The sequence below is a fragment of the Vibrio sp. 10N.222.55.B11 genome (genome assembly GCF_041473705.1).
Taxonomy (GTDB): Bacteria; Pseudomonadota; Gammaproteobacteria; order Enterobacterales; family Vibrionaceae; genus Vibrio; species Vibrio crassostreae_C.
Genome location: NZ_JBFRST010000037.1, coordinates 181,815 through 198,844, shown reverse-complemented (window position 1 = coordinate 198,844; position 17,030 = coordinate 181,815). Strand labels below are relative to the sequence as shown.

Below are 17,030 nucleotides of genomic sequence, written 5' to 3'. Positions count from 1 at the left end.
CATTAATATAAATTATGATAATTTCAGTTAATCTTATTATCTCCATATACTCTCTCCATCGAAACGAAACACCGAAGCTACTCTTCGGAAAGCACAGAATTAAAAACGAATTTGGAGCAAGTTATGAAAATGAATCACGTAGGCATCATGGTGGGCGACATGGATAAAGCAGTCGAGTTTTACACTAAGGCTCTGGGTCTAAGAATCGTAATGAACAACACTAAGGTTATGGAAGAGCGTGAATCAGCAATCGGACGTATGTGTATCGCAGTATTTGGCGAAGGCTTCAAAGGCTTCAACATTGCACACCTAGTAACATCTGATGGTATCGGTGTTGAGCTGTTCGAAATGAAAGATCGTCAAGAGCGTCACGAAGTTGATTTCTCACGTCTAGGTATTTTCCACTTCTGTCTACAGCTTCCAAAAGAGCAGTTTCATTCAGCGATTAAACGTGTTGAAGAGTTTGGCGGTAAGGTCCGTATGGACATCATGCGTTACCACCCAGAAGACGAACTAAAACAAGCACAAATGGTTTACCTAGAAGACCCGTTTGGCAACCTGTTCGAATTCTACTCGCACACATACGAAGACACTTACGCGACTGACTACGAGTAATAGTGTTATCTACCTGTCATAAGGTAGAAAACCGAAACACCCCCTAAAGAGGATTGGTAGAGATACCAATCCTCTTTTTGTGTCTGCGATATTGAGTGGAAGGTTACGGATAAACCTGGTCAAAGGAGTGCTTTGTGCTCTTTGTTGCACTAAAACAAGCCGACAGTGTTGCTCTATAGTGCAGCACTGGCTAAAGATGAAACTTAACTGATTGATAAGTATGATGTTAAACCATTGGCATATATGTTGCTCTATTGTCTTTATGTAAATTGTATACAATAAAAAATACATAAAGGAAGTCACATGGAACAGAACAGTGAATTGATCTACGGATTAGACGATCGACCATCAGTCAGAGCTGCCAGTTACGCAGCGTTGCAGCATGTATTAGCCAGTTTCGTTGGTATTATCACGCCCACACTCATTATTGGCGGTGTGCTTGGGTTGGGTGAGCACATTCCTTATCTGATCAGCATGGCACTCATGGTGTCTGGGGTCGGTACCTTTATTCAAGCGAGAAAAATAGGGCCAGTTGGCGCAGGGATGATCTGTGTCCAAGGAACCAGCTTTGCGTTCTTGGGATCTGTATTAGGTGCGGGCTTCCTTGTTAAAGCGAATGGCGGTGGGCCGGATGAAATGCTCGCCACCATTTTTGGCGTTTGTTTCTTCGGTGCGTTTGTAGAAATTGTCCTATCGCGTTTTATCGAAAAGTTGAAAGTGGTGATCACCCCAGTTGTAACCGGAATCGTTATCACCACAATTGGCATCTCTTTGATTAAAGTTGGCGTCACAGATATTGCTGGTGGCGTTGGTGCCGAAGATTTTGGCTCTGGAAGCAATCTGATGTTGGGTGCCATCGTCCTCGGAACCATAGTCGTGCTTAACCTGAGTAACAATAATATGGTTAGGCTGTCGTCGATTTTAGTTGGGTTGGTAGTTGGCTGGGGCGTTGCCATTTTGATGGGTAAAGCGTCTATGGTTTCTTTTGCTTCTCAACCGCTATTGAGTATTCCTGTCCCATTTAAATATGGCTTCGCTTTTGATTGGCAAGCCTTCCTGCCTATCGCTTTTATCTACTTGATTACCGTTATTGAAACCACGGGTGACCTTACCGCCAACAGCATGTTTTCAGGGCAGCCGGTTAAAGGGCCTAAATACCTCAATCGACTCAAGGCTGGCGTGCTGGGTGACGGCGTGAACTCACTTATCGCCGCGGTATTCAATACTTTTCCGAACACGACTTTCAGCCAGAACAACGGTGTGATCCATTTTACGGGGATCGCGAGTCGCTACATCGGCTATTTTATTGCCGCGATTCTTTTTCTGTTAGGGCTATTTCCCATCTTAGGTGCGGTATTAATGACGATTCCAAAGCCAGTCTTGGGCGGGGCGACATTAGTGATGTTCGGCACGGTTGCTGCTGCGGGCATCAAAATCATCGCTAATGAGAAACTGGATCGCCGCAGAATCATGACGATAGCCATCTCACTAGGCTTAGGGCTTGGGGTGATGCTAGTGCCGGATTTATTGAAAGAAGCGCCCAAGCTAGTGCAAAGCATATTTGGCTCACCAGTCACGATGTCGGGTGTTGCTGCTCTTGTTATTACCGGGTTGATGTCTTTGGTGCCTGAAACTAAAGCTAAGCCTGTGGCAAGTTCGGTACAAACCAGTAAAGCGTAACTTATACAGCCGAGAAGAAGCGTAGGTGACTGATTACGGACAATTGCGCTTAAGGCAGAAAAACGAATTACCCCTAAAGAGGATTGGTAGAGATACCAATCCGCTTTTGTATTTGGATGTTTGGCTGAGTGACTTATCTACATGAAGCGATTAAGAAATATACAGATTTAAGACGTTGTTAAAGTTGACGTTTTGACGATAAAACCTTTCATGAATATGACGGAAGAAAGTGTCGTTCATGAAAACATTCCGTCATCATACCGAATGGTAGCCTTGGCTGAGCAGTGACTATACTCAGCATTATATTGCTAACCAACAACAACGAAAATAGAGAAACATGCAGAGATTAGCGCACACAAACCACATGAAAAAATTACATATTATCTTTACCGCTCTTATCCTTATGATATTAGCCGGATGCACCTCAACGTCGGCTGTCGGCAGTTCTAAAACAAAGGAATATGCCAAGTCACATGCTCTTGCTGGTAAAGCTTCTTGGTATGGCGATAAATTCCATGGAAAACTGACGGCAAGTGGTGAAACGTATAATAAAAACGCCTATACAGCCGCTCACAAAACCTTGCCATTTGGGACTATCGTGAGAGTGACCAATACAGCCAATAACAAGTCAGTCGATGTCAAAATTAACGATAGAGGCCCTTACGTAAAAGGCCGAGTGATTGACCTTTCCCACAAAGCATTTTCTCAAATTGGTGACGTTAAGAAAGGCGTAGTAAAAGTCAAAATTGAGATTATTGATGACAGCAACACCTTTCGATACAAACACTAGAATCCCCTCCTAACCTCCCCTTGGTTTACATCTCCGATCCCTTACCAGTAGTGGGAAAGGGGAGGAACAGAACCTCGATATCGGTGAATCAATAGCTCATTTATGCTTACTCAATAAGGCTGCTTTGTAGCCTTTTTTGTGCCTTTCGATAATCCATTTTTAATAAGATTATCTTATTTCTAATATGTGGTTTGATGATGTTATGTGGTCAATAAATCAGTGTCTTAGCTTTCTTGTTATTAGGGTTCATTGAAATTCATTGTGAAATAATGAAAAGCTGAACTAATCCAAAATTGGTTGTGGCGGGCGTGTAATAGAAAGGGGGAGGTACAATTGATGGGAGAAGAAGACTCTCGAAGTGAGGGAAATTACATTTCGTTACTCACTGAAGTAAATCTGAAATATTAGTGACACGGTTCTGAAATTTTTGGTGTTTAGCTTATGGGCTTCTATATCGCATTCAAATAAGGAAATACCCGTGAAGCTAACCCCTGTCGTTGCAGCCCTAATTATGTCTTTTAGCTCAGCAAGCTATGCTTTCAGTCTTCAACAATCTGCCAATGAAAACAGTGAAGATCTCGTATGGACAGGGCACCTAAGCCCAGACAGCGACACGGTAATGTCTGCGATGCTCGCGGCTCATATCTATGGCGGTACAGCGACAGTACCAGAGCCTATCAATCCAGAATCCACCTTCATCTTGAACTACTGTAATGCTGAATCACCACGCGTAGAGACAGATTACTCTTCATACCGAGTGGGGCTGGTGGACTTCAACCAAGTGACTCAATTAGCACCAACTATTGATCAAGCATCCATTATGGCAGTGGTCGATCATCATGCGATTGGTGGCTCTCCAATTAACACCCCGCAGATTGTCGAGATGGATATCCGAGGTTGGGGTTCAGCTGCAACTATACTGGCTGACAATGCTGAAAAGCTCGATGTGACATTACCTAAACACCTCGCTTGTGTTGGCTTGGGTGCGATTCTTTCTGACACAGTGGTATTCCAATCAACAACTACAACAGATCATGATCGTGAATACGCAGAGAAGCTGGCGAAGGTTGCAGGCATTTCAGATATCGAAGACTTCGGTCAACAGATGTTGGTTGCTAAGTCAGATCTTAGCCACCTTTCATCTGAAACCATTCTGACGCTGGATTACAAAAACTTTAAGTACGGTGGCAAACAGGTGGGTATCGGTGTTGCTGAAACACTAATGGCTCAACAACTGATTGACCGTAAAGACGATCTTCTAGCAGCAATGAAGACTTACAAAAAAGAGAACGGGCTAGACCATCTGTTCTTTTCAATCACAGATACCAAGAACAAAGAAGCTAACCTATTGTGGGTGGATGAAAGCGACTATCAAGTCATCAAGTCGGCTTTCAACGCTGAACCAACAAGCGACATGCTGACGTTAGAAGGCGTCACTTCGCGTAAGCGTCAGATTGGCCCTGCGGTTCAAAAGGCAATTGAGAGTTTGTAGAGAGTAAGAGCCGTTACTTTATAAATAAGTAGTGAAGGGATTGGTAGAGATACCAATCCCTTTTTGTTTTTGGGTGTGCTGAATTGGATTTGGACAAAAGCTTGTTAGCGATTCTTCTAAATTAAAAAACCATTAATAATTACAAGTATCTCAAACCACTAAACTTAGAGCACTATCTCGCCAGTGCGTAGCCGTTAAGTATTAGAATCATCATTCAAACTGTACAGGCGAAGATTCACCTTTACCATCAAACAAAACAACCACTTCAGTTGTACTCGATGGGTTCATCACTACCCATCCATTTGGATCCGCATCTTCACTTGGTGAACAATCCATCCGGTAAGAATAACAGCCAACAGTAAACATAACTTGGATACGCTCTTCATCAACGATGACCTGCATTGAAGCTCGAGTAGGCTGGTAGTCTTTATAATAATTCTGCAAAGTACGTATTTTCTTCTCAGCTAATTCAGCGTCAATCGGCGCATCAATACGGTAGTAGACCAGTTCATCATCATAACTCCAGCCTTTACTCCACACCCCTTTGATATGTGCGGGGACGCCCATTTTTCCGATGTCGGCACTCTTTCCAGGATAACCATTGACTGCCCCGTAACTAAAGCCGGTCCAACCGCCTCCTGTAGTTTGAATAGATACGTCACTCATAATATAGAAATCACTAAGGCTTCCTGCGTTACCAATGGTCGCTTTTATTAACGGCTGCTCTTCTTGACAGCCACTCAAGGCGACCATTGTAATGAGGATTGTCGCTATTACGTACTTAGGCATTGTCCCAAATTCTCCGCTCTGGTATTTTCTCTGTTTGTTTATCGGTTGTAATGCTGTTTACAAGCGTTTCCTTGACCGTCTTATATGGGAGGTTTATCACCGTATCATGGGATCGGTGGATATAGTTGTCAAAAATAAGCGTTGGTTGAAGCGTTGTCTTCCAGTCTTCACTGGTTAACTCCCCCAATGGCTTGGTTGATAATTTTGCCCACAAAGATTGGCAGAGCTCATCGTTCACGTAGTCAGGAGTTAGATTTTCAACATACGCACGATCGATCCATTTTACTCCTGCGTTTTGAGCTTGTTGCTTCATGCGCTCGAGGGCTAGCCCTGCTATCGCATTACTCACTGGTTTAAAGTGATAAAAATAGAGCGTGCTATCTTTCTCTTTTACCTCTCCGTAATGGCCAAACCTTTGTCGGCATACCTTTTTCCATTCGGCGTCTTTTACTTGGCGAGTGCGCTCTATCATCGCAGCCTTATCTAGACTTCCTCCTGGATATGCAAAATTAGCGTGCACGATATCAAGGGTTTCTGATTTTATTTCGTTACGGTTATAGGTACTCCTCACCGGAAAGCCCACATAGTCAGGGAGTCCCTTTTTCTCATATTGCTCAATCGAAGGGTAACCTCCACCCACATCGGTATGGCATCCAGGGAAGTGTTCTTGGTGAAAATTATCGGGTAACCAATTATCACGACTCAGTGACGTTAATGGGAAGTTTTTCCGATACTCATGTTCAGCAACCAACTGCAAGACCGTGTTGGCCATGGTCGGCTCTAGGCCCAAATGAAAATTACCTTCATCGTTATTGCCCGCTAAGTAAAACGACCCTACGGTATCAAATAACCCTAAGAACCTTACACTGACGCCTTTCGTATCATCGCGCTCATAACCACCTTCCTCTGAAAACTTTTTGTTGGTTTCATTACCCAATAGATGAGGGTAAACCTTAACATCCGCCTGCTTGCCCGCAACTGGTCGATGGTAATCCGGTAATCCTTGGTACAGTGCATTGACAAAGTGACGAGATAATGCCGCACCTCGGCTAAAACCGATAACATCAAAAACGATATGGGTGATGTCATTATAATAGTCGGATTGCTCCAATTCATCGATAGTGCGCTGCAACTGACTAAGCAAACTCTGCCATTTGTAAAACGCACCATTCTCACCATCGACATAGTTAAGCAAGACTTTGCCACTAATACCCGCGATAGCATCAGCAAGGTTTCCATCAAACGCCTGTTGTGCACTCACCCCAAACGCCTGCTCTGGTCCTGTTTCATCTTCTTCTGCATCGATGGTGGAGGGGCGCTGACTGTCATCTTCAATGTCGACGGTGCCCACACCAGATACATAGATTGCTGTTGATTCCCCTTGAATTTGCGGATAAGCCGCAAACAAACGCGCCACATTACTGCGAGACTTATTGCCACGTTGCTCTTTGTAAGCGTCATTCTTATCGTTAGCCCCCGTCCCATCAAAAAACACGCCGATACGAAAGAGTTTTTCAGGGCGAAGATTGACGACCGGAATACCTTTGGAAACGAGACTGGGGCTATTGATGGCGACAATCTCTGTCCCATGCAGTAAACGGCCAGGATGTGGGTAATGGCAATCCAGTGGGGCATGATATCGTTCGTTCGGGGTTTCCTTACCTTGTCCTGTATCCACAAGTTCTGAAATATTCAACGCAAGTCCTTGCTCATTGAGCCACGCTGGGTTCACCGTAGAAAATTCATCTTGTGTCAACTTACGAGGTAGATAGAGTAAGTGCTGGTTGTCCAATACCTGATTATCGATACGCCATTGAATCGGTATCGCACTTTGCCAAGCGGTAGGACGAAGCTCATCGCTAAGAGTGAGTTCATCCGAATAGGTCAGGCAGAACCGACAATTACCATTACTGATGATTTTGTACTCTTGAACGAGCTTGCCTTCATTAAAGTGGTAATAATACCCTTGAGTGGCAAGCCCTAGTCGTTCACCAAATTGTACAGTAGGCATCACTGCGAGGAAGGCTTCACTGAGTGCGTTCGTCCCTTTAGGCTTGGCTAAGACGTCAGGGATTGATAGGGGTACTGAAGAGCCTCTCGATGAGAATGCAAGCGTCCTTGGCGCATCCTCTTTTATGTTGGCCACCAATTGCGTGCTGTGCTCGTTTTCTTGTTCACTCCAACGAGAATGCATCGGTGACGTACTCGTTTTAGCTAACGCCACATCCCATCCAACATGTGAACTAAAAGACGACTGAGAGCACGAGAGCTCAAAAGTGTATTCAAGATCCTGTCTTTGGTCTTCTTCTGTATTACTGACGGTGGTTTGGGTGCTTACGAGTTTAGGCTCTTGTTGTACCGGTGGGTAGTACGCACTTTTATAAGAAGAGGCAGGCACGGAGGATGCCGCGTTGACTGCCACCCACCTTTCTGATTTTAATTGAGATTTTAATGCGTTGAGGTAAGCATTCGGGCTTTTTTCCACAAAAGGAGCAAGTATTCGTTGCAACTCATCAGGTAGCGCATCATGAAATTTAGATATTGAACCGCTGTCAATCAAGTAGCTTGTTAGCTCATCGGCAGCGATAGACTGACCACCTTGCTTTTGATGAAACTCTACTACTTTTATATCCGATATACTCATGGCTCTTATTCCTATACAAGTCCGACTAATTACTGGCGAATAAATAATCGTATCTTACTGAATAATATGGTGAGTGTGTGCCGTTCTTCCCTGTCATTATGACTGAATTACCAGATAGTCAGTATCAACTAATAAACCTGTTAGAGGAAATCCGTTAAATAATGTGCTAATTGGGTGATTGGTTATTTGCAGAAAGAAGGAATGGGGCAAAACCTTCCTAGAGTTATCACGTAAAATAGCAAAGTGAGAATAACGTTTGCTGTCGGAAAGCCGCTTAATAAAGCTTTCAAACCTTCTGGTCTACCTGTCAATTTCACCGTGAAATCCGACATCAAAAAGTAGGTTAACTGTATGTTTTATAATGATTAATTTTGGTTGCAAAAATTACCATTTTTTTAGAAAAAGCATTCCGAACTGAAGGGGCTCAATATCTGACACTATTGACCGCAGGTAGCGCATAATAGAGCTACTTTTTGTGGTTATGGTCGTGTCTGTGCTTTAGCTAAGCTAGCTCCCTTTAGATTTGACACGTAAGATTTAGGGGAAAGATAAGTTCATTTCGCAGGTTGCGATTCGCACACTGCGAAATGAGCGTCTAACTCGAAAAAGTGCAGGTATGAGTTGTTTCTCTACTCGAGAAAAAATTGCAATAGTTCAACGACCGAGGAAACACCTCTACAGTTGATTAATAAGTAATGTACATGCTTTGCACATTAGCTAGCTCTGTTGCTGAAATTATGTTTTCTGAAACGTTTTGGGCTAAATGTTGCTCAGTTGTGGGCTAGCTAACTCAAAATGGGAAGTGCTCTTCTTCATACGCTTCAACCCAAGTCACCAACTTTTCAAGTTCGTCACCTTCGGGTGTGCCTGGTTCAGCCACATCAAACAGGGATTCAATTCTCTTCATAACGGCTTTATATTCGCTTTCTGAGAATTCTAGCCCTAGTTCATCCCATGATACCGTTGCAAGCTCATCTGCATGGGCAGTATCGAGTGTGATACCATCAAGTAGTTCTTTTTCTGACAACCTTTTCTTGCTCATAAGTCGTTTCTCGATTAAAAAATGACATTAGATAGTTTATAGCAAAATGGGCTACTAGCCGTAATGTAGAACCTTGTTCGAAACACGCAATAGGGCATTTTCGTGTTTCATGCCCCGTCGGCACACCTTTGGACAAAAATGTGCCGAGCATTTGCTAAATTAGCAAGGGATTGATAATTAAAGGCATGAAAAGTCGCTTAGCTTTAGTATAGATGGTGCAACTTTAACGCTGACGGGTTTTGTTTAAATATCATCGAATATACCTCTACGGATCAGTACAGTACGAAATGAGCTAAATCAAGGAATGACAGGAACGCTGGCTCCTATCAATTACTTTAGGCCGCATAAATAATACTCTACTCCATACAACGCACAATGAGCTTCTCTATATCGTAATAGCAGAAGAAGTTATCGATTAGTATATATTGATACCGACGCGGTTTGTAGACATCAATACCCAAAAATGACTTTTGAATCTGGCTGACAATAGGAGACGTGGATGCTGTGAAGACAACTTTTTTATTAATATGGTCGGTATCTTCAACTTGATTTGTTTTTGATACGATAAGTCCATTTTTCAAGTACATTTCACCATCGATAGAAAACGTACTGTATTGATTTTCTTTATCGACATCCGTTATGGTAATAATAGAAGTGTATTTCATTTCTTTCGCAAGAAAATCAGCATTGGTATTCAGTTCAATTCGATCTTCTCCTTTAGTGATAATCACCTCACTTCTTTTGAAGTAACCGTCAATAGGCGAAGCTTTTTTGTCTAAAGGGAATAAGGTATAGGTGATAGTAGCTATAAAAAAAATCACGTTTAGCCATTTTAAATAATTCATAATTTACACCCCTTCTCATTCAACTCGCTAACAATCTTCTCAATATCGTCACCTGAGAAAGAAACCAATTGATCATTTACCAAACAATCTATTACTACCCGATCTCCTGACGAGTTGATAAACAAAATATTCTTATTTTCATGTTTCGCTAACTTGAGGTCTTCTTCTATATCTTGAAATCTAAGAAGCATTGATTCTTGACTACTCTTCACACTTTCCAGCTGAGCCAATACTTGGCTATCACCAGTAAAAACCGCAATATAATCATCGTTATTTATTACATTTACCTTGGGAGGTTCTAATCTGGTATGATTGAAGAAGAGTACGATTAGAAGAAGAGCAATGTTTACAAAAAGAAGTGGGTATAATGCAATTTTAGATACAAACAATTTGGTTCTATTAATCTTGGACTCACTGAAAGCATCCAGTAACTCTGGTGAACTATCTTTCGTGATCGTGTCAGTAGACTTTTCTTGATTAGTGTTAATGTCAATAAATTTAATTTTATCAACTTGAACAACATAGCCTTTGTTTTTCTCATTGGATATAACGTCGATTTTGGTATGGTTCTTAAATATTTTTCTTAGATTAGCGATAGAAACCGGAACTGAGTTTTTTGAGACCAGCTTCCCCGGCCATCCAATTGACGCCAACTCATCTCTAGAGAAGAACTTGCCTTTATTGTTCAAAAAATGGCTTAATATGACCGACTCAGCATAAGAACACTTATACCGGGTCTCATCAACGGTAATAAAGTAGCTTCCTCCTTCTTCACCACAACTGACTTTGATATCGTTAACTTCCATTTCTCTCTCTTCTTTCTTCCATTTGATATAGTGATTTAGCTGAAACTCGAATAGCCTCTACAGACCTATACCATAGCCTATCATTAAGCACTAACTAAATTAGATCAATCGATAACATCGAGTCGTTCCAGCTTTGCAACGCCATCAAGAGTCAAGAGAAGATACGCTTGACCATGAGGGCTGCCGTAATAGCAAGATTATTTAAATGTTGTGTTCTACCACGTTTGGCTTGCTTCCACTGAGGCACCACATCTTCATCAATCAAAAGTGTGTGTGAACCACAATCGCATTGTACAGGCTCCAGTAGTGTTTTTGTCGCAAGATTTCAACAACAACGTACTCCATTTATCAATAAAAACGACTTAACTTAACTATCTGTTTTTATTTGGTTTTAATATTATTAATTTTAATAAAGATACATTATCGAGATACCTATTTAGCATTCACTCCATTGAAGGTGATCAATCAGCTTGTTTAAAAATGATTTTTGATTGTGGCTGGGGAGAACCTGCTAAAAATAATTATGAGTTATTAAAGGTAATGATAATGAAAAAACATTTAGTGATTGGTGCTGCTCTCAGCGCAATGAGCCTTGGTGGAGCTTACGCAGGTGAACTTAGCATCGGACTGGCTGGAGAAGGCTTCTCTTATGATCAGCCTAATGCTGGATATGTTAGTGTTTCTACATCTGGCGTTGTAGTTCATGGTGATGCAAGCCTAGGTGACACAAACTTCGTAATCGGCGTAGAGACTTTCATCTCAATGCAAGGTGATGTCGAATCTGATCAATGGGATGATACTGGTGACGGTGACCTTCGTACGTTCAAAGCTACTATAGGTTATGATTTTAAGTTCTTCCAAGACACGTTCAAAGTCACCCCTGTGATCGGTTACCAACTCGGAAACGGGAAGTTGGATTACGACAGTTATGAGCTCGACGGTTTCGTAGCAGGTATGCGTGCTGATTATGCTATCGACGAACGTTTATCTGTCAACGCTGGCTTTTTGGTTGGCAAGAGCACCATTGACTTTGATGATGCAGACTCATTCGATGCAACATCAGGTAGCTTGTCATTTGGACTTGGCTACAACTTCTAACACCATACTAAATGTCGTTCTACTGTGTGTCATTTAAGAATACTGTTAACTAAACTCCAATAGGAAATTAATAATGAACAAAAGCCTGTTTACAATTATGCTTTCAATCTTATTTGTTAGTCTTACAGGGTGCTCCGCGCTAAAAGAAAAAGCCGCTAATGCTAGCACGGAGCGTGCCGCTAAGTTCTCGAATGAGGAACTGTGTGAACACTTTAAGGAAGACACCAATATTTACTATATGGAAGCAAACAAAGTCGAAGTAAAGAAAAGAGACCTAACCTGTAATTAATCGATAATCTTGCAGCCCTCAGAGTAGGTATCTCTTTTACGACATGAACAGGATTGATAATAACAAGATCAACCGGAAAAAAAAGCTAAAAACGTACTCATGAACCATTATGAAAATTAGTTAAGTTAACGCCCAGTTTAGTCGCGATTAAATCATTACTCTAGACTGGAAGAGGTATTTTTATCAGGAAAATATCACAAGCATTTATTATTTAATTTTCAAATAGTTTGACACTATCAAGTTATTCTTCTAAAGGTTATTAAGACTTGGTAAACATTGACTTAAATCCGGCATATTAATCTTATTTTAATAGGTTATTTTCTTAAGTCTAACTAATTGACAAAGGTATAAATAATATGAAAAAATTAATTCTCGCAGCGGCAGTTTCAGGTGTATTGGTAGGTTGCGGTTCAGATGATGTAGAGAAAGCTCTTTCCACAGAATTATCTAGTTTCGAAGCTAGAAATGCCGCAGAGGACATTTTAGAGGCAACCAGTTTACTGGTTAAAGATATTTTAGCTAAATGTAACATTACAGCAAGTACAGACACATGTAGTCAAAGCTATGATCCTGATGCACTCGATGACTTTGATGGTAATGAAGCAGGCTTAGAAATCACGACTAGCAACAGTGTCATAATGTTAACCTCAAATGATTCAGGTAAGTATTTTGAATATTCGCCATTTTTAGAAAAGTTGCGTATTTCATATTCAAGTGAGGGTGACTTAGATCACTACCTTAAAATAGATATTAGTAATTATCCTTCGATTAAAGTGGACTTCGACGCTCACAATATTAATGATGATGGCAATTTTGGCTCTTCAGCAGAAACGTTAGATTATGACTTTAATGGTACAAATCAACTTAGTGGGAAAATCAGCGTGTCTAAAGATGACTTTACTTGCTCGGATAACGACTGTTAGGTAATTTTTGCACGGGAGGTTACGATTAACCTCCCTAAAACTTATTTATATCCCTACCCACACTCTCTCTACAATCCGAAGTAGATAACACCATGACTAAGTAATTCTAATGAGTTGTAAAGCATCTGGTAAATATTGTTTACTCATTATCAACCCATTTTGGGGCAAATCCGTGTTAGTCCTACTAAAAATCCCCTCCTAGCCTCCCCTTAATCAGTATCTACAATCCATTGTGGTTCGTAGAAAGGGGAGGAACTGAATACAGATCGTTACATGTGCAGTTACACATTCAGCGCTAAAGAAGGTTCTCCCCCTCGGTCGTCAATCTAGAGGGGGGATAAACTTAATTGGAGGGGGAGTTAGAGGGGGTGGGTGTTCGAAATCAGCCCGAACGCACAGGATATCAATGCTCTCAATTCAGAAAAACATTACGCTTCACCCAAAAGATTGGAATGCCTAAGCGTTCCAATTTTAATATCTGATTTACCTACGCCGCCTAGTGCACCGAATCATAAATCAATGTGCTTCTTCAGCTCTTAACCAAAACTCGGACAGGTCTTCAAAAAGGTCATCGTTATCTAAGATGCTCAAATGGGTTTCGTTGTAGCCGAGGATTTGTGACGCGTGGAGTTGGGCTGGGCGCGACAATTGGCTTGATAAATTGATCACACCATCGTTGCTGTTGGTATTAAATAGGTCGCCCGAGTTATAACCAAAGGCTAAAAAGTGGGGAATGTGAATCTTACTGCTGTCAATTAATAAGTCAGCGATAAATTTCCCGTCTGGATTTAAATCAACCCATGCCGGCATTACTACGGGAGAGTACTCGACCCCTTGTTTAGCAGACTCGACACCACCAAACGGCGAAGATATGGTGGCTACGCTGCTTACAAAATCGCATAGCTGCCCAATACGGCACTGGCGAAGACTGTTGGTGGCGACAAGCCCGCCCATACTATGTGCCACAACATGTAATTGTTGGATTTTGTATTCCGTTAACACCGTGTGCATGAGGTTATTCAGGCCTTTGGAGTTCAAAGCCGAGACAAGCCTGAAGGATAGTTAAAGACCCAGATCTGATATTTAGATTGGTCGACTTTTTCAATCAGTGGGGCAAAATCTAACGCAGTGGCGTTGATGCCATGCACAAACAAGATCGGGATTTTGTTTGGGTCGAACTCTGACAGAAAGTAGAGCCCAGCGTTATCTTCGAGCAAAAAGGTCAGCGGCTGCTACATGCCGAGTTTGCCATTTTTTCTGTCAAAAGGTGGAGCTTCCAAGCTCACGACTGTGCCTATGTCGATCAAATCCAATTCGATTTTTAACAGTGAAGATAGTGAACGATCAACAAACGCTCTTGGGGCTTCACTCTCATTAACCGTTAGTGAGACTTCTATTGTTGATCTGTCTTGGTGATCACGTAGGTTGATTACACTGAAAGCTTCATCGGCTTGTAGGGTAAGGTCTTGATTCTTATCTTCAAAGATAAGTAGGTAGTGGATGTTATTCGATACATGTAAGTGAATACTGTCACTGTCTATGATGCCATCGTAGCCATCAACCTCGCCTTTGTTAATGTCTTTGATTTGTTCAATCACCACGGCAGAACCGGAGGCATGTTGATTCAAGGTAACCATGTATTGATTGGTTATGGAGTCGATGGCTTGTATCTCATTAGATAGATTTCTAAAGTTACCGCACCCTGACAGCAGTGAACTGAGTAATAGCACTGTGCTGATTAAGCGTGCAGTAAGTAATAGCTTCATTCTAATTTCATCCTTATCCCACCCCGATTTATCCATAAATCAATAACCTGAGTTTAATAGTAGCAATAAAACAGCGCTTAATAAAAAGGCAAGCAAACGACTATAAAGTTCGCTTGCTTGCCTGAGAGGTTTCATTACTTAGTGAGTATATTGAACACTAAAGCGTGTTTTTATATACCTTGCCGTCTTTCATGATCAGTTTTTGTGTCTCTGTGTTTGCCACACAAGCAACACTTTCCAGTGGGTTGCCATCGATGATCAATAAGTCGGCATACACGCCTTCAACGATCTGACCTAACTTGCCTTCTTGGTATGGGTGTTGGTAGGTCGACATTTCGAACAAGCGACCACAGTTTTATGTCGCCATGCGAAGCGCGGTGATGGTATCGAATACTTGCTCAATCGCACCAAGTTCATTCAATTGTGTCGCATGAACGTTGGTTTCACCCACACAGTCGGTACCAAAGGCGATGTTTTGGATATCGTATTTCTTAATCAGTTCTGCCGACTTGAACATGGCTTTACCTACGCGTTCTGTTTTGCGGTATGTCTCTTCGTTTGGTAGTGGGATCTTACGCTCTGCAATCAATGAAGAGGTAAAGTAAGAAGGAATCACCCAAATGCCTTTCTCTTTAATGATCTCGGCAATGTCGTCGTCCATGATGGTCGCGTGTTCGAAAGACATCACGCCCGCTTCAGCTGCTCGGCGCATCGCATCAGAGGTGTGGATGTGCGCAGCGACATAAGTGCCGTAATCTGAAGCGGCATCAACCGCAGCTTTCATCTCTTCAGATGTGAACTGCAATGTGTCTAGCGGATCAAACGTTGAAGATGCGCCACCACCCGCCATGATCTTGATTTGGGATGCGCCCATAAATAGCTGTTCGCGAACCGCTTTTAAGACTTCTGAACGACCATCTGCCACTTTCATTGCGCCAAGCTTCCTCATAGGTGAGTCTTCATGGCCGTTTGCTAAACGCTCTTGTGCTTGGTTTTGACGGTAATCGGAGTGACCACAGGTTTGTGAGATAGCTGCCATTGAAGGCAGAATACGTGGGCCAGTGGCATAGCCGTTGTCGATACTGGTTTTTAAGGCCAAGCGTGTTACCTGCTACATCACGAATGGTGGTAAAGCCACGCATTAACATCTCTTCAGAAATCTTTGCTGAGCGAATCGCCACTTCTTCACGCGTCATGGTATCAATCACATTGAATGGTGCAGATAAAGTGATATGAACGTGCGCATCAATCAGGCCTGACATGACCGTGCCACCTTGAGCATCAATCGTTTCATCGGCAATCGTTGGGTCAATCTCTCCAATCTGAGTGATCAAGTTATCTTCGATGAGGATTGATACGTTCTCGATTAAGTTGTTATCAACACCGTTAAATACGTTCGCGTTAGTGATTAGTTTTTTCATAATCTGCACCTTTTGGAAATGAGTGTGTGTCGCTGATGGAGTCATCTTATGGGGCGCAGCATTTGAAGAATGGCCATTTGGTGACAGTGATGAATTGGGCGTGTTTTTGCTATTGCTATAAGAGAGGCAAAGGGGATTTTTGTCGAATCATTAATTTGAGGAATGAATGTTGGCGATGTCATGAAATGGTAAGTTTTGCTTCGATTCGAACGCTAAGATGTATTTCAAATCAAGGCGACTTATCAAATTAGATTAGAGAGAGACAGAATGACTAAATCAGACAAAGTTTACGGGTTCAACACACCACAACGTCTATTCGTAGGTTACACGTTAGCCGTGCTGGTGGACTTAGTAGTGCTTAACTTCTTCGATGAGTACTGGGACTTCGTCAACATTGAGTCTTTCACTATATCTTTGATTGCGGCGTTGTTGTTGCAGCTATTATTGAAGCTCTCTATTGGTTTAGAGCACAAGATTGCTGAACACTTCAAAAGCAAGCCGGGCACTGCACCTAAGGTGTACCGAGCAATCACCACTTACATTATCTTGGTGGGTTCTAAGTTTGTGATGCTAGAAGCAATTAACCTCTTGTTCGGAGATAAGGTGAGTTTTACAGGACCTTGGGGCGGCGTGGTTGCTTTCTTCGCTGTGGTATTTACGATTCTGGCTGCTGAAGTGATTGTATCGAAGATCTACTTTGCTCTGGATGACAAACAAGATTCACATGTGAAAGCGCTTAAAGAGACCAACGCGTAACAGAACTAAAATACAGATGTGAATAACAGACGAGCCAGTTGAATAAGCTGGCTCGTTTTCGTTTGAGTTGCGAT

Annotated in this window: 13 protein-coding genes and 2 pseudogenes; 8 read left to right on the top strand and 7 right to left on the bottom strand. The window is 42.1% G+C overall.

Going from position 1 to position 17,030, the window contains the following annotated elements:
* Nucleotides 1-123 precede the first annotated feature (123 nt).
* The 4 genes from AB4503_RS13630 (at nt 124) to AB4503_RS13615 (ending at nt 4,577) form a co-directional block, all read left to right on the top strand.
* Complete coding sequence (locus AB4503_RS13630; RefSeq protein ID WP_010439712.1) at nt 124-615, top strand: VOC family protein; 492 nt, start codon at nt 124-126, stop codon at nt 613-615.
* A 303-nt stretch (nt 616-918) separates the two neighbouring features.
* Nucleotides 919-2,295 carry a uracil-xanthine permease family protein gene (locus AB4503_RS13625; protein ID WP_372115094.1) on the top strand — a complete coding sequence of 459 codons (1,377 nt, stop codon included), beginning with the start codon at nt 919-921 and terminating at the stop codon, nt 2,293-2,295.
* A gap of 337 nt (nt 2,296-2,632) precedes the next feature.
* The gene (locus AB4503_RS13620) at nt 2,633-3,085 is read left to right on the top strand and encodes a septal ring lytic transglycosylase RlpA family protein (protein ID WP_372115092.1); all 453 of its coding nucleotides are present in this window, start codon (nt 2,633-2,635) and stop codon (nt 3,083-3,085) included.
* Nucleotides 3,086-3,563: 478 nt separating this feature from the next.
* Entirely contained in the window at nt 3,564-4,577 is a 1,014-nt protein-coding gene (locus tag AB4503_RS13615; RefSeq protein WP_372115090.1) for a manganese-dependent inorganic pyrophosphatase, read from the top strand.
* 210 nt (nt 4,578-4,787) lie between these two features.
* Here the strand turns inward: AB4503_RS13615 and AB4503_RS13610 are convergent, their stop codons facing one another.
* The 5 genes from AB4503_RS13610 to AB4503_RS13590 all read right to left on the bottom strand — a co-directional run bounded on the left by AB4503_RS13610 (nt 4,788) and on the right by AB4503_RS13590 (nt 10,703).
* Nucleotides 4,788-5,366 (bottom strand): hypothetical protein, encoded by a 579-nt coding sequence (locus tag AB4503_RS13610; RefSeq protein WP_372115088.1) that lies wholly within the window; start codon nt 5,364-5,366, stop codon nt 4,788-4,790.
* Nucleotides 5,359-8,010: a DUF2235 domain-containing protein gene (locus tag AB4503_RS13605; protein ID WP_372115087.1), complete on the bottom strand. Its 2,652-nt coding sequence runs from the start codon at nt 8,008-8,010 to the stop codon at nt 5,359-5,361. The genes AB4503_RS13610 and AB4503_RS13605 overlap by 8 nt, the downstream gene beginning before the upstream one ends.
* Nucleotides 8,011-8,800: 790 nt before the next feature.
* The gene (locus tag AB4503_RS13600; RefSeq protein ID WP_372115084.1) at nt 8,801-9,052 is read right to left on the bottom strand and encodes a hypothetical protein; all 252 of its coding nucleotides are present in this window, start codon (nt 9,050-9,052) and stop codon (nt 8,801-8,803) included.
* 356 nt (nt 9,053-9,408) lie between these two features.
* Complete coding sequence (locus tag AB4503_RS13595; protein ID WP_372115081.1) at nt 9,409-9,897, bottom strand: hypothetical protein; 489 nt, start codon at nt 9,895-9,897, stop codon at nt 9,409-9,411.
* Complete coding sequence (locus AB4503_RS13590) at nt 9,894-10,703, bottom strand: winged helix-turn-helix domain-containing protein (protein ID WP_005495319.1); 810 nt, start codon at nt 10,701-10,703, stop codon at nt 9,894-9,896. The genes AB4503_RS13595 and AB4503_RS13590 overlap by 4 nt, the downstream gene beginning before the upstream one ends.
* Nucleotides 10,704-11,249: 546 nt before the next feature.
* Here AB4503_RS13590 and AB4503_RS13585 point away from each other — a divergent pair.
* The 3 genes from AB4503_RS13585 (at nt 11,250) to AB4503_RS13575 (ending at nt 13,013) form a co-directional block, all read left to right on the top strand.
* Nucleotides 11,250-11,801, top strand: coding sequence for an outer membrane protein (locus tag AB4503_RS13585; protein WP_372115078.1), 552 nt, complete (start codon nt 11,250-11,252; stop codon nt 11,799-11,801).
* Between the two features lie 73 nt (nt 11,802-11,874).
* Nucleotides 11,875-12,090 carry a hypothetical protein gene (locus tag AB4503_RS13580; protein ID WP_372115075.1) on the top strand — a complete coding sequence of 72 codons (216 nt, stop codon included), beginning with the start codon at nt 11,875-11,877 and terminating at the stop codon, nt 12,088-12,090.
* A gap of 356 nt (nt 12,091-12,446) precedes the next feature.
* Nucleotides 12,447-13,013 carry a hypothetical protein gene (locus AB4503_RS13575; RefSeq protein ID WP_005495314.1) on the top strand — a complete coding sequence of 189 codons (567 nt, stop codon included), beginning with the start codon at nt 12,447-12,449 and terminating at the stop codon, nt 13,011-13,013.
* Between the two features lie 516 nt (nt 13,014-13,529).
* On the opposite strand, the pseudogene AB4503_RS13570 reads toward AB4503_RS13575, so the two are convergent.
* Together AB4503_RS13570 and AB4503_RS13565 are read right to left on the bottom strand one after the other, a co-directional pair.
* A pseudogene (locus tag AB4503_RS13570) lies at nt 13,530-14,779 on the bottom strand (lipase family alpha/beta hydrolase).
* A 157-nt stretch (nt 14,780-14,936) separates the two neighbouring features.
* Nucleotides 14,937-16,200, bottom strand: a pseudogene (locus AB4503_RS13565) (amidohydrolase family protein).
* A gap of 267 nt (nt 16,201-16,467) precedes the next feature.
* Here AB4503_RS13565 and AB4503_RS13560 point away from each other — a divergent pair.
* A complete protein-coding gene (locus tag AB4503_RS13560) occupies nt 16,468-16,956 on the top strand; it encodes a hypothetical protein (RefSeq protein WP_372115071.1) in 489 nt (162 codons plus the stop codon).
* Nucleotides 16,957-17,030 lie beyond the last annotated feature (74 nt).